The following is a 13,096-nucleotide window of genomic DNA, read 5'->3' on the forward strand; positions in this document are numbered from 1 at the left end:
TTTTCTAATTCAGAAGATTAATTAGGCAATTTAATCCAATCACCCATTTTTAATTCCATATTATGAGGTTGAATTTTCCCGAACCCTGCATCGCTCATAAATGTAATTTCTCCGAAATATAATTTATTATTTATAACATAAAAATCTATCCTAGCATGGGGAAAGGGAGAAGATAATTTCTTTGCATAATCTATCATTTTTTCATACTGTGCTGGCTTATTGAAATTCTTACTTTCCTCATAGGGGAAATTTATTTGCACCTTTTCCAAAAGGCTCCAATTTTTATCGTATACTCTTCTTTTATGTTCTATAAATCTATCTGTATCAACTGCTGTAAATGCAATTTCATGCTTCCCATCAATATTATTAAAGCAAAACACTTTATAGTCGACGGGAACATTTAAATTATCTTCTGAAAGAAAACGCTCAATTATTATTCTTGGTTTAATTACACCATAAAACCATTCGCCGTAACATGGGACATACTTCATTTTAAGCCACTTTGCTAGTTGTTTTTTAGTTTTAATTCTATCTAATTTGTCTTTATTCTTACATATAATATTATTTCCTGATCCATGAGTTACTTTAATTACAAATTGTCGAGGTAAATCATCAAACGGAATTTCATTAGGATCATGCCCGACCCAAATTATCTCGTTTAATAGGTCTTCTCCACCCATATTTTTTATATATTCTCTTACTAAGAACTTATCAGTACAGACTGGCATTAATTCATTTCTATAATTTAATTTCATCCAATTGAGCTTCTCATTATAGGTTTTGGGGTTATCTAAATTTAACTTTCGCCTAAATTTAACAAAATATATAATAATAAAAACTATTTTGGGATTATATTTATAGAGTATGTTTAGTGGGGTTAGCAAAATATTCTTAATTTTTTTCTTCATTAAATTACTTCCCTTTACAGTTTATTCACCAAGAGATTTAAGTTCTGTAAAATTTCCACCGAACTTTTCTTGTTCAAAAATCTTTACATCAACTAAATACCTGTACCAATAACACTCAAAGTAGTGGAAAATATAGCCTTCCCTTCCATCTAAGAAGCCTAATCTTATATAGTAGTTATAAACAAACCATAACCAAGCTCTCATATATCTCGGTGCCCTGTAATATATTCCAAATTTCTTTTTTCTTGTCTGCTCAATTTTCTTATCAGTTTTTATACTTTCCGATAACCCATTTTTGTAAGCGATATAATCTTGCATCTCTCGAGTAGCATACCAATTGTATTTTTTTATAAAGCTATCTATATCTTTAAAATCATGATGTATAAATCTTTCATTCAAGAAAATAGACTTTCCGCTTAATAAGATAGTATGAGCATCTCTTTTTCTATCCTCTATTTTTCCTTTCCCTCTCTTAAAAACCATTAGCTTCCTTTTTTTACTCGCCCCATATTTTAATCTCTTCCCCAAAAAATAAAGCCAAGCTTCCATTGTAAAACCATTTATATCATCGTCTGAATGAAGCTCCATCAAATCCTCTAGTTTTTTGCACAATTCCGGAGTAAATCTCTCGTCAGCATCTAATCGAAGTATCCATTTCGTTGTTATATTTGTATTATCAATACCCCAGTTAAATTGTTGAGCATAATATTCAAATGGATTATAATAAACCTCTGCCCCATTAGCCTCGGCAATTTCAACTGTATTATCAGTACTTCCACTATCGATAATAACTACTCTACTTGCAAAACCCTTTATTGATTCTAAACAAGGAACAATATTCTGACTTTCATTTTTAGTAAGAATTATTGCCGTTAAGTCCGCCATCTTTTGTATCACATTCCTCGATTTTATTTGTACCAAGCTTTTTATTTTTCTGTCTTATATATAGTAGTAGCAAAATCCCATACTCTATAATTTACTTTATATTTAGACATTTCTTGGTCATAAACCAAATTCCCAAAAACCTTGTTATATAGTTTAGTTTTATCCCAAACCAATTTCAAAAAAGGATTTAATAATTTAGTCACCCTCAGCTTTTTCCCATGATGTTCAGAAATAATTTTAACCATTTCACTTGTTTTAACGTACTCAAGATTTTGAGGAAAGAATGTGCCGCTTTCTTCATACTCAATCATCAAACGTAGAAATTCACTTAAATTATCTACATGTATCATACTTCGCCTATTTTCAATATCTGGGAAAACAGGTGTCACCCTTGCTATTTTTGATAATTTAGGAAAGTTACCTTTTGAACCCTTACCATATATCATGGGAGGTCTAACAATTACAATTCTAAATTCCGTACTCACTAAGCTTTCTAGTCCTTTTTCAGCCTGGAGTTTACTATTTCCATAAAAGTTACTTGGAGAAGGCCTAGTGTTTAAATTAATAACTCTATTTTCGTTGCCGCTGTCTCCGTAAACTATAATGCTACTCATAAAAATAAATTGTTTTATCCCTTCCGCCTTAGCCTTCCTAGCAATCTCAATTGTAAGATCGCGGTTAACTTTGTAATAAAGTTCTTCTAATTTCGGATCAGATGAAACATGAGCAATACCTGCTACATGTAAAATAGCGTCATAAATGGAAAAGTCCTTCTCTTTCCAAGTATCCTTTCTCAGGCTAATTGTATCTATTGAATATTTACCGGGATAGTTTTGTAACCACTTAATGAAACTGTTACCTACATAACTATTTTTTCCTGTAATGAGTATTTTCTTCAATTTAAGAGATCTCCTATTACTTACTATTTTCCTTCTTTGTGGTTAGTCCGGTGCCACCTTCAAGAACACCTTCACTTTTTATAACACTAATTATAGTTCCAAAGAAACACTTAACATCCATCCAGAAACACAAATTACTAACATATTCGCCATCAAGACTTGCCTTTATTTTAATTGGAAGTTCATCTCTACCATTGATTTGAGCCCAACCTGTTAATCCAGGAAGAATGTCATTTGCACCATATTTATCTCTCTCTTCTATTAAATCATATTGATTCCATAGTGCCGGCCTAGGACCAATTATACTCATTTCTCCCACAAAGATATTCCAAATTTGCGGTAACTCATCCAAAGAAGTTTTCCTTAGATATTTTCCTAAATTAGTAATGTATGAATCCGGATTCTTTAATAAATGAGTTGGGGTATCGTTTGGTGTCTCAATGCGCATTGTTCGGAATTTCAAAATATTAAAATGATTTTTATGAATACCAACACGTTTCTGTTTAAAGAATACTGGACCTCTTGAATCAAGTTTAATAGCAATTATTAATATTAAAAAGAGGGGCGCCAGAATAATTAAAGTAAATAAAGATAATAGAATGTCTAGTAAACGTTTTACTTTAAGATACATATTATTAATCTCCTTATCCAATGGGAGCTAATTTACTAAAAACACAAAACAATTAATTATGGTCAAAAAAATAGCCCCTATCTATCTTTAGTTTAGGAGCTGTACTTTTATTTGAAACTTGTTATTTTGCAATTGTTAGAATCCTGTTTTCGCGCCTATTAGCTAAATTAATTACAAATGTTTTCATTTCTTCAGAAGTAAAGTTTTCGAACCTTTCTAGCAGAAACTCTATCTCCTTCTCCTGCTCCAGTACAGCCTTACCAATAAATATCTTCGGATACACAGGTTCTGGATAAACTTCTTTTTCATTAAGAAGCTCTTCAAACATCTTCTCCCCAGGCCGTATACCTGAGAATTTTATCCCAACTTCTTCTATAGTATAACCAGAAAGTTTAATTAAGTTTTTAGCCAGATCAACAATTTTAACAGGCTCTCCCATATCGAGGACAAAGACTTCTCCTCCTCTTGCAAGTGCCCCCGCCTGAATGACTAGCCTTGAAGCTTCGGGTATTGTCATGAAATACCTGGTCATATCTGGGTGTGTAACCGTAACAGGCCCACCAGCCTGTATTTGCTTTTTAAACAATGGAATTACACTCCCACGGCTGCCAAGTACATTCCCAAAGCGTACAGCTACAAACCTAGTTTTGCTTTCTTGATCAAGCTTTTGGATAATCATTTCTGCAATTCGTTTTGTTGAACCCATAACGTTCGTCGGGTTGACTGCCTTATCGGATGAAATCAGAACAAAGGTTTCCACACCGAATGTGTCAGCTGCTTCGCCAACATTCTTTGTTCCGAACACATTGTTCTTTACTGCTTCTATAGGGTTATATTCCATTAATGGCACATGCTTATGTGCTGCAGCATGATATACAACATTCGGCTGGTGCTCTTTCATTACTTCGAATATTCGATTCCGGTCTTGAATGTCACCGATCACCGGAATAATTTCAAATTGTTCGCCGTACTTTCTTCTTAGTTCCATATCAATCAGATAGATGCTATTCTCCCCGTGGCCAAGAAGTACAAGCTTTGCTGGATGAAATACGCTAATCTGACGGCAGATTTCCGAACCAATTGAGCCGCCCGCCCCGGTAACTAAAACTGTTTTACCAGTAACGTAACTAGCTATACTTTCCATATCAAGTTTGACTGGTTCCCTACCGAGAAGATCTTCAACTTCAACATCTCTAAAGTTATTCACCGATACTTTCCCTGTCATTAAATCTTCAAGCATTGGGATGATTTTCGTTTTTGCCTTAGTTGCCGAACACTCATTAAAAATGCGGTTCAGTTCCTTTTTGCTTAAAGAAGGGATGGCTATGATAATATGGTCAATATTCAGCTTCTCGACTGATTCTCTAATATGCTCAATCCCTCCGATTACCGGGATATTATAAAGCTGTAATTTATGTTTTCGTGAGTCATCATCAATAAACCCAACCGGAAGCAACTCTGCATCAGGATTGTGCTGCAGTTGCCTTACAACCATTGTCCCTGCAGATCCTGCACCGATAATTAGTGCACGTTTCTTGTTAGCAGCTTTACGGATTACAGAATCTCTAAATGATCTCCATATAAATCTTGAACCGCCAATTGCCAATAGGTATACCATCCATGTGCTAATTAATCCTCTAACATGTATTTCGTCGTAGGAGGCAAATTCCATTAAGGCCGTCATTAGAACAGAAAAGGTAACAGCCTTCGCAATTGCCATTAACTCCCCTATACTCGCATATTCCCATGCTTTTTGGTAAAGACGATAATAAAAAGAAAAAATATGATGGCTGACTAGCAAAGTAAGAGCACTTACAGTTACGGCAGGAAATGAAGTAATTCCCAACGACGGATGCAACGGAATGTAACTAAAATAGACAGCACTAAGGACAAGAATTGAATCAATAAGAATTAGCAATGCTAAACGGGATTTATAGGACACTCTTCATTTCCCCTTTTTAATACATTAATCGTAAAGTTCTATATTAAAACATTTTCTTTCTGATTATTTAATACTAAATCTTTAAGATAGTTTAGTAATTCATCTTTCATTTCTTCTTTTTGTAGTGCAAACTCTATCGTTGTTTTTACAAAGCCCATTTTTTCTCCAACGTCATAGCGTTGTCCATTAAAATTATAAGCAAAGACTCGTTGGATTTTATTAAGCTTTTGTATAGCATCAGTTAATTGGATTTCACCGCCGGCTCCAGTTTCCTGCTCATCTAGGAATAAGAAAATATCGGGTGTAAGAACATATCGACCCATAATTGCCAAGTTTGATGGAGCTGAACCAGGTAGGGGCTTCTCAACAAAGTTTTCCACTTGAAATCGTCGGCCTTCTTGAATAAAAGGGTCTATTATCCCATATCGATGCGTTTCATTCTCTGGAACTGTTTGAACACCAATAATAGAAGAAAAAGTTTGTTCATATTGGTCGATAAGTTGTTTTAAACAAGGCGTTTCACTTTGGACGATATCATCGCCTAGTAAAACTGCGAATGGTTCATTGCCTATGAACTTTCTTGCAGACCAAACAGCATGCCCAAGTCCTTTGGGTTGTTTCTGACGAATATAATGAATATTTGCTAGATTCGTGGAATATTGCACTTTATCTAGCAAGTCAAACTTTTCTTTTTCTATTAAATTCTGTTCCAATTCAGGGGCAAAATCGAAGTGATCCTCTATTGCACGTTTACCTTTACCGGTAACAATAATTATATCCTCGATACCGGATGCAACTGCCTCTTCGACAATATATTGTATTGTTGGTTTATCAACTATTGGTAGCATTTCCTTTGGCATTGCTTTTGTAACAGGAAGAAAACGTGTCCCTAAGCCTGCAGCAGGTATGATTGCCTTACGTACTTTTTTCAAATAATTCACTCCAAATGCTTTTTAGATTCCCTAAATAATCAATAAAAAATAAATACCTAAGGGCAATACACGTTTAATAACATGTATTGTCGTTAGATATTTAATAAGATTTTATATTTCCTGTTTTAGTCCAGCGTCTAGTACAGTAAGCTATACGAGGACCGTCCGCCTTTATATGTATGGGCATCTAACCCACCCTCACATCACGCAATTGACGACTGGCGTCTAAGGAGGGGTAACCCTCCCACTGCATAACCGAGTGCTTCCATGTGTAACGGACAGGATAGCTTCGCCGGCCAAGAATTCACTTGGCGATGATATTGAAATGAATAGCTAGAATACTAGTATCCGATTCAGAATAGGCCAAGGAACTTTTTCTGTTTAATCATTTCGGGAATTTCGCGGATCACTTGTTTTCCCTCAAGGAGAAGTTCCGCGTTTTCCTTTAACAGATAGACCATGTCCATGCCGTACTCGGATTGGATCGTGTTGTATGCTTCACCCATTACAAAGCCGCGGCTTGTTGTGTTATGGGCATCAGATGCAAGGAAATGTGTCAGGTTTGCTTCGATTAATTGTAGTGTGAACTTGCGGATTTTCTTGCCAAATTTGCCAGCTGCACTTGCAGAGGTAATTTGTGAAAGGGCCCCATTTTTCACTAGATTATAGAGAAGCTCGGGGCGCTCGATTAATTGCTGATTTCGCTCTGGATGGGCGACAATTGGGATGAACCCTTTCAGCTGCAAATCAAAAAATAATTTTTCTGTATACCGAGGCACATGGTTGGATGGGAATTCTATTAAAAGATAATTTGAATTTCCAAGACCTTGGATATTCCCGTTTTCTATACCTTCGAGAAGTTCCCCGTGTATCCGGACCTCTTGGCCTGGAAGGAGTGTTAAATTTACGCTTTCCTCTTGGAATACCCGGTTTAACTTCTGCACGTTTTCCGTAACCAAAGACCTTGGATTGTCATCACGACTATTCATATGGTGTGGAGTAGCAATTATGGTATCGATTCCTTGTTCGACAGCTTGAGCTGCCATTCGCAGAGCTTCTTCCATGTTTGCTGCTCCATCATCAAGTTTCGGCAGTATGTGGCAATGTATGTCTATCATTTTACAACACTTCCAATATCTTGAATTACCTTATCTAATAGTACTATGTTACAAACTATGCAGTAAAGGGGGTGAATTTGTCGAAACTTGTCATTTAACTCCGTAATAGTAATATTGCTGGTTTTTCTCGAATTTTCTATTGTTGAGTACGACACCAAGAACTTTTGCCTGGGCTGTAGCAAGCAATTCTTTCGCCTTAACGGCTTGTTCAATCTCAGTTTTCTCGCTGCTAACTACTAGAATCGTGCCATCACATTTATTTGAAAGGATTTGTGCATCCGTTACTGCTAGAACTGGTGGAGTATCGAATAAAACAATATCGAATTTCCCTTCTGCCTCTTTTATGAAGCTGTCCATCATCCTAGAGCCAAGCAATTCTGAAGGATTAGGAGGAATCGGCCCGCTTGATACAACATAAAGCCCTTTTACATCTGTTTCATTAATTGCTTCTTTCAATTCAACCTGATGGGAAAGGACATTTGTAAGCCCAATTGTATTGGTTAAATTAAACGAATAATGGACAGTAGGCTTCCTGAGATCCGCATCAATTAGCAGGACAGATTTGCCTTGCTGGGCAAATACAACTGCGAGGTTTGCAGTCGTGGTTGATTTCCCTTCACCAGGTCCTGAAGAAGTGACCATGATTTTCTTAATTTCCTCATCAACTGAGGAGAACTGGATATTTGTCCGAAGGGTCCGGTACTGTTCAGAAATAGGGGACTTAGGATCAAGCTTAGTAATTAGTTTTCTTTTTCCTTGTAGAAGCTTCTTTTTCGCCATGGTAACCCTCCTTAAGCCCTTGACTTACGTTCGGTGCGTTGTTGTTTGGATGTCGGTTCATCGAATACAGGAATGGAACCTAGGACAGGAAGCTCCAGTAATTTTTCGACGTCTTGCTCAGTTTTAATCGTGTTATCAAAATACTCCAGCAAGAATGCGATTCCCACGCCTGCCATCAAACCAACGACTAGTGCAATAGCAATATTAAGAAGTGGTTGCGGCTTCACAGGTGCTTGACCGTCTTGAACTGTTGCTTTTGCAAGTATGCTTACATTATTAACACTCATAATTCCAGGAATTTCCTTTTGGAAAGTTTCTGCTGTTTTATTGGCGATATCTGCTGCCCGTTTTGGGTCCTCGTCCTGAACGACAATGTTCATAAGTTGTGAATCTTGCTCAGTAGATACAGATATTTTAGATTTTAATGTTTCATAGGACATATCGAGATTCATTTCGTCTATCACTAAATCAAGAATAGCATGACCAACAATGATTCCCTTGTACGTATTAATTAACTGAAGGTTCGTTTGAATATCACCGGTATTGTATGCTACTGCATCCTTTTTTTCCTGGTTAACAAGAATTTGCGAGGATGCCTGGTAAATTGGTGTCATAAAGAAATAACTGGCTATTCCAGCAATAAGAACCGCAGCTAATGTTGTTATAACAATTAAACTTAATCTTTTCCGTAGTGTTGCCAACAATTCTTTTAAACTGATTGTTTCTTCCATGTGCCCCTCCGAACGTATGTAATTCTAATTTTTTCTCCAAAATATTACTAGGATGATTGTAAATTATTAAAAATATTGTCATAATCTAAGTGATAATGTGGAAAATTTTGCTCTTTAGATAATGTAACCCATTTGTAATAAAAGTTAAAGAGTTTTTTCGAAATGGAAAAATTTAAAAGTTTATTAAGTTAGAAGATTGGGTACTTAAACGGTTTTGGAGGTTTATATATGAAAGTGTTCTTATCTATTGTATTAGCTACTGCTTGTGCCGCTGTATTAATTCTCGGGAATGTGCATTGGAAGGAAAATGTTATTAAAAACGGGGATTCCTCTGTGGTTGCTAAGGAAACTGAGACTAAGAGTCCGTCATCAAATGATAGTGAGGATGCTAAAGTAGAGAAAGCTTCACCAGATCAAGCCCTTTTAACTTTGGCTAAAAATTGGCCCGCAAAGAGCTTGAGTGGATTCCAACAGGCATTATCGGAAAATAGACCATTTAAGGTTGTCATTGTTGGTTCCAACGCTATTGGCGACGAAACCATTGGCTGGGGATCCTTAGTCAAGCAAGGCATGACTGAAGCATATGGTGAGGGAGTAATTGAGGTCGAAATTACCAAATATAGCTCCACTACCATGGATTATGTTAGGGGAAATCTGCAGGATCAGCTTTCAGGCCAAAATCCAGACCTTGTTATTTTCGAACCGTTTCTTCTTAGTGACAATGGTTATGTTCGGATAGAAGATACGCTTGTAAATGTCACTTCTATCATTGAAGACGTTCAGGCTGACAACCCACAAGCAGAATTCATTCTTCAACCGCCAAATCCCATCTTTAAACCAAAGATGTACAAAACTCAGGTTGCTGAGCTTGAAAAATACGCTACTGAGAATGGGATCGTCTATTTCGATCACTGGGAATCATGGCCTGATCCTACTAGCGAAGAAATCCATGACTACGTTGACCAAACGACAAAACAGCCTAATGAGGCCGGTCACAAGCTTTGGAGTAACTATATCCTGAATTATTTAATAGCGAAGTAAAAAACGGCATCCCGAGTTTCGGGACGCCGTTTCTTTATGGTTGGATTATACAACGAACTTTTCAGCTTCAATCAGCTTCTCAGCTGCCTGGCGTTTCTTGGCCACAACATTGATTGGTGTGTGGCGGGTGAACTTCCGTAACGCTGACAAAAGCATACGGAGAGCATCTCCTTCTTCTGTGGCTAGAAGGGTTTCTTTTGCATGCTGCTCGATTTCGTTGAACGCTTCCTGACAGAAAATTTGTGTGTAAAGAAGCTTCTGCTGGGCTTTCTCAAGTCCTTGATTTGCGATGGCCTTTTCAGTGCGTAGAACGGCGGATTCCATCGCATACGCGTTCGAGATGATGTCGGCTATGTTAACCAAGATTTCTTGTTCCTGCTCGAGGGCTTTGCCGAATTTTTGGGCCGCAAGGCCAGCAGCAAGAAGACCAATCTTCTTGGCATTTGTTACAAGGTGCTTCTCCTGTTCGAGCGGCGCATCCCCTGGCTCTTCTGGCATCATCATCATGAGCTCTTCCTGGAGCTTCATTGCTTTCTCGAACAATGGCAGCTCGCCTTTCATAGCTTTACGGATGAATGTACCCGGTACAAGCAGGCGGTTGATCTCGTTTGTTCCTTCGAAGATACGATTGATCCTTGAGTCACGGTAAGCACGTTCAATCTCATACTCAGCCATGAAGCCGTAGCCGCCATGGATTTGGACGCCTTCGTCAACTACATAATCAAGTGTTTCTGTGGCGAATACTTTGTTCATCGAGCACTCAATTGCATACTCAGCAATAGACTTAGCAACTTGAAGACCGTCTTTTGCTTCTTCCTCAGAAAGGCGGCCCATTCTGTCTTCAAACAGACCCACCGTACGCCATACTGAGCTTTCAGTTGCATAGATTTTAGATGCCATCGTGGCAAGCTTTTCTTTCGTTAAGTTGAAAGAAGAAATAGGCGTTTTGAACTGCTGGCGCTGGTTTGCGTATTGAACAGTGATTTCGAAAGCACGCTTTGCTCCGCCATTAGCACCTACTCCAAGCTTATAACGACCGATGTTCAGAATGTTAAAGGCAATTACGTGGCCTTTACCAGCTTCACCTAGCAGGTTTTCAACTGGTACTTCTGCATCCTGAAGAATCAATGTACGAGTAGACGAGCTCTTGATTCCCATCTTCTTCTCTTCGGCACCAGTGGAGACCCCTGGGAATTCCCTTTCAACGATGAAGGCGGAGAACTGCTCGCCATCAATTTTTGCGTAAACTACAAAGACATCAGCAAACGCGGAGTTCGTGATCCATTGCTTTTCCCCATTGAGGATGTAGTGAGTTCCCGCTGCATTCAATTTTGCAGTTGTTTTTGCGCCAAGGGCATCGGATCCTGAGCTTGGCTCAGTTAGTGCGTATGCCGCAAGCTTCTCCCCTGTTGCGAGGTCTGGAAGGTACTTTTGCTTTTGCTCTTCGTTACCGAAGAGGACTATTGGTAGAGAACCAATTCCTACATGGGCTCCGTGGGAAATCGAGAAGCCGCCGGCACGGGCCATCTTTTCAGCGATAACAGCCGAGCTTACTTTATCAAGGCCAAGGCCGCCATATTCTTCGGGAACATCCGCGCCAAGCAGGCCGAGTTCGCCTGCTTCTTTCAACAACTTAACGGATTTGTCGAATTCGTGGTTTTCAAGCGCTTCTACTTGTGGAAGCACTGATTTGTTTACGTACTCTTCGGTCGTTTTAGCTATCATTTTATGTTCATCATTAAAATCCTCAGGGGTAAAGACACGGTCATAGGAGACGTCCTCAATTAGAAAGCTGCCGCCTTTGATGGACTGATCAAGCGTATTGGTCATTATGATTCCTCCATTTCATTATAAAAAATCGACATTTTTCGACTTATTTTTCACTTATTCGACGAGTTTCTTCTATTATATAAGTTGGATACGCTTTATATAGAACGGTAGAACGGTTATAGAAGTTCAAATACACCGGCAGCCCCCATACCGCCGCCGATACACATCGTGACAACACCGAACTGTTCATTACGGCGCTTCAGTTCGTGAATTAGGGACAGGGTTAGCTTTGCACCTGTACAGCCAAGCGGGTGTCCTAGGGCAATTGCACCACCGTTGACATTGACTTTTTCCTCATCAAGGCCAAGTTCACGGACGATCTGGATTGCCTGGGAAGCAAAAGCTTCGTTGAGCTCAAATAGTGAAATGTCGCTTACTTCAAGGCCAGCTAACTTCAATGCCTTTGGAATCGCAACGACAGGCCCGACACCCATGATTTCAGGCGGCACTCCACCGACTGCGAATGAGCGGAATTTTGCCAGTGGCTTTAGCCCAAGCGATTCGGCTTTTTCGCGCTCCATCACCATGACAGCTGCTGCACCGTCGCTTGTTTGTGAGGCGTTTCCGGCTGTAACAGATCCTGTGACAGAGAAAGCCGGGCGAAGTTTCGCGAGTGTCTCCATATTTGTACCAACACGGACACCTTCGTCTTCAGAGAACTGGAAGGACTTTTCCTTTAGTTTGTTGTCGGCACCGACCGAGCGGATCGTAACATCGACAGGAACGATTTCGTCTCTGAATTTACCTTCCTGAATGGCGCGTGCTGCACGTTCGTGGCTGCGAACGGCAAAGGCATCCTGGTCCTCACGAGAGATGCCGAATCTCCTTGCTACTTCTTCGGCTGTATGGCCCATACTCATGTAATATTGCGGAGCTGTTTCTGCAAGTTTGATATTCGGGCGGGTTACGTGTCCCATCATCGGCACCATGCTCATCGATTCGGCGCCCCCAGCTAACACGGTGTCAGCGTGGCCAATCATGATCCGCTCCGCTGCATAGGCGATGGCCTGCAATCCGGATGAGCAATAGCGGTTGATGGTAATCGCCGGTACTTCATATGGCAGCCCGGCAAGGCCCGCGATGTTGCGCGCCATGTTTAGGCCCTGTTCAGCCTCCGGCATTGCACAGCCGATAATGACGTCATCTATATTTCCTTCGTAATTGCCGGCGCGTTTCAACGTTTCCTTGATAACGAGCGCACCAAGGTCGTCGGGACGGACCCCGGCAAGCGAACCTTTTTTCGCCTTCCCGACTGGGGTGCGCGCTCCGGCAACAATCACCGCTTCTCTCATTGGTTTCCCTCTCTTTCGGTCTAGTGTTCTATGAGTAGGCGGGTTTGGGTACCGGTAGGTACCCGTCCGCCGAATGGTTGTGCGTAGATATGAATTACCCAACATCG

The 13,096-nt window shown here is 39.6% G+C and carries 12 protein-coding genes; 1 reads left to right on the forward strand and 11 read right to left on the reverse strand.

The features are described 5' to 3' along the window. Positions 1-17 precede the first annotated feature (17 nt). The 9 genes from TY16_RS07290 to TY16_RS07330 form a co-directional block, all read right to left on the reverse strand. Positions 18-908: an ATP-grasp fold amidoligase family protein gene (locus TY16_RS07290; RefSeq protein ID WP_043931168.1), complete on the reverse strand. Its 891-nt coding sequence runs from the start codon at positions 906-908 to the stop codon at positions 18-20. A gap of 21 nt (positions 909-929) precedes the next feature. Then, entirely contained in the window at positions 930-1,793 is an 864-nt protein-coding gene (locus TY16_RS07295) for a glycosyltransferase family 2 protein (protein WP_043931169.1), read from the reverse strand. A gap of 41 nt (positions 1,794-1,834) precedes the next feature. Beyond that, complete coding sequence (locus TY16_RS07300) at positions 1,835-2,692, reverse strand: NAD-dependent epimerase/dehydratase family protein (RefSeq protein WP_043931170.1); 858 nt, start codon at positions 2,690-2,692, stop codon at positions 1,835-1,837. Positions 2,693-2,708: 16 nt separating this feature from the next. Beyond that, a complete protein-coding gene (locus TY16_RS07305) occupies positions 2,709-3,323 on the reverse strand; it encodes a sugar transferase (RefSeq protein ID WP_043931171.1) in 615 nt (204 codons plus the stop codon). Between the two features lie 121 nt (positions 3,324-3,444). Continuing rightward, the gene (locus TY16_RS07310) at positions 3,445-5,265 is read right to left on the reverse strand and encodes a polysaccharide biosynthesis protein (protein ID WP_043931172.1); all 1,821 of its coding nucleotides are present in this window, start codon (positions 5,263-5,265) and stop codon (positions 3,445-3,447) included. 38 nt (positions 5,266-5,303) lie between these two features. Continuing rightward, positions 5,304-6,197 (reverse strand): UTP--glucose-1-phosphate uridylyltransferase GalU, encoded by an 894-nt coding sequence (gene galU / locus TY16_RS07315; protein WP_043931173.1) that lies wholly within the window; start codon positions 6,195-6,197, stop codon positions 5,304-5,306. A 353-nt stretch (positions 6,198-6,550) separates the two neighbouring features. Further along, positions 6,551-7,315: a tyrosine-protein phosphatase gene (locus tag TY16_RS07320; protein WP_043931174.1), complete on the reverse strand. Its 765-nt coding sequence runs from the start codon at positions 7,313-7,315 to the stop codon at positions 6,551-6,553. A gap of 90 nt (positions 7,316-7,405) precedes the next feature. Continuing rightward, complete coding sequence (locus TY16_RS07325; RefSeq protein ID WP_043931175.1) at positions 7,406-8,095, reverse strand: CpsD/CapB family tyrosine-protein kinase; 690 nt, start codon at positions 8,093-8,095, stop codon at positions 7,406-7,408. Positions 8,096-8,106: 11 nt separating this feature from the next. Then, positions 8,107-8,826, reverse strand: coding sequence for a YveK family protein (locus tag TY16_RS07330; protein ID WP_043931177.1), 720 nt, complete (start codon positions 8,824-8,826; stop codon positions 8,107-8,109). 228 nt (positions 8,827-9,054) lie between these two features. Between TY16_RS07330 and TY16_RS07335 the strand changes: the two genes are divergently transcribed. Continuing rightward, positions 9,055-9,867, forward strand: a complete 813-nt coding sequence (locus TY16_RS07335) for an SGNH/GDSL hydrolase family protein (RefSeq protein WP_052342637.1) — start codon at positions 9,055-9,057, stop codon at positions 9,865-9,867. A 45-nt stretch (positions 9,868-9,912) separates the two neighbouring features. Here TY16_RS07335 and TY16_RS07340 read toward each other — a convergent pair whose 3' ends face one another. Continuing rightward, positions 9,913-11,697 carry an acyl-CoA dehydrogenase family protein gene (locus TY16_RS07340; RefSeq protein WP_043931178.1) on the reverse strand — a complete coding sequence of 595 codons (1,785 nt, stop codon included), beginning with the start codon at positions 11,695-11,697 and terminating at the stop codon, positions 9,913-9,915. Between the two features lie 116 nt (positions 11,698-11,813). Further along, positions 11,814-12,989: an acetyl-CoA C-acetyltransferase gene (locus TY16_RS07345; RefSeq protein WP_043931179.1), complete on the reverse strand. Its 1,176-nt coding sequence runs from the start codon at positions 12,987-12,989 to the stop codon at positions 11,814-11,816. Between the last annotated feature and the right edge of the window lie 107 nt (positions 12,990-13,096).

Source organism: Bacillus sp. EB01, assembly GCF_000613125.1.
GTDB lineage: Bacteria > Bacillota > Bacilli > Bacillales > Cytobacillaceae > Bacillus_D.

Coding starts and splice junctions, on each gene's coding strand:
- TY16_RS07290 (WP_043931168.1), bottom strand. CDS start 908: ATGAAGAAAAAAATTAAGAATATTTTGCTAACCCCACTAAACATACTC.
- TY16_RS07295 (WP_043931169.1), bottom strand. CDS start 1,793: ATGGCGGACTTAACGGCAATAATTCTTACTAAAAATGAAAGTCAGAAT.
- TY16_RS07305 (WP_043931171.1), bottom strand. CDS start 3,323: ATGTATCTTAAAGTAAAACGTTTACTAGACATTCTATTATCTTTATTT.
- TY16_RS07320 (WP_043931174.1), bottom strand. CDS start 7,315: ATGATAGACATACATTGCCACATACTGCCGAAACTTGATGATGGAGCA.
- TY16_RS07325 (WP_043931175.1), bottom strand. CDS start 8,095: ATGGCGAAAAAGAAGCTTCTACAAGGAAAAAGAAAACTAATTACTAAG.
- TY16_RS07330 (WP_043931177.1), bottom strand. CDS start 8,826: ATGGAAGAAACAATCAGTTTAAAAGAATTGTTGGCAACACTACGGAAA.
- TY16_RS07335 (WP_052342637.1), top strand. CDS start 9,055: ATGAAAGTGTTCTTATCTATTGTATTAGCTACTGCTTGTGCCGCTGTA.
- TY16_RS07340 (WP_043931178.1), bottom strand. CDS start 11,697: ATGACCAATACGCTTGATCAGTCCATCAAAGGCGGCAGCTTTCTAATT.
- TY16_RS07345 (WP_043931179.1), bottom strand. CDS start 12,989: ATGAGAGAAGCGGTGATTGTTGCCGGAGCGCGCACCCCAGTCGGGAAG.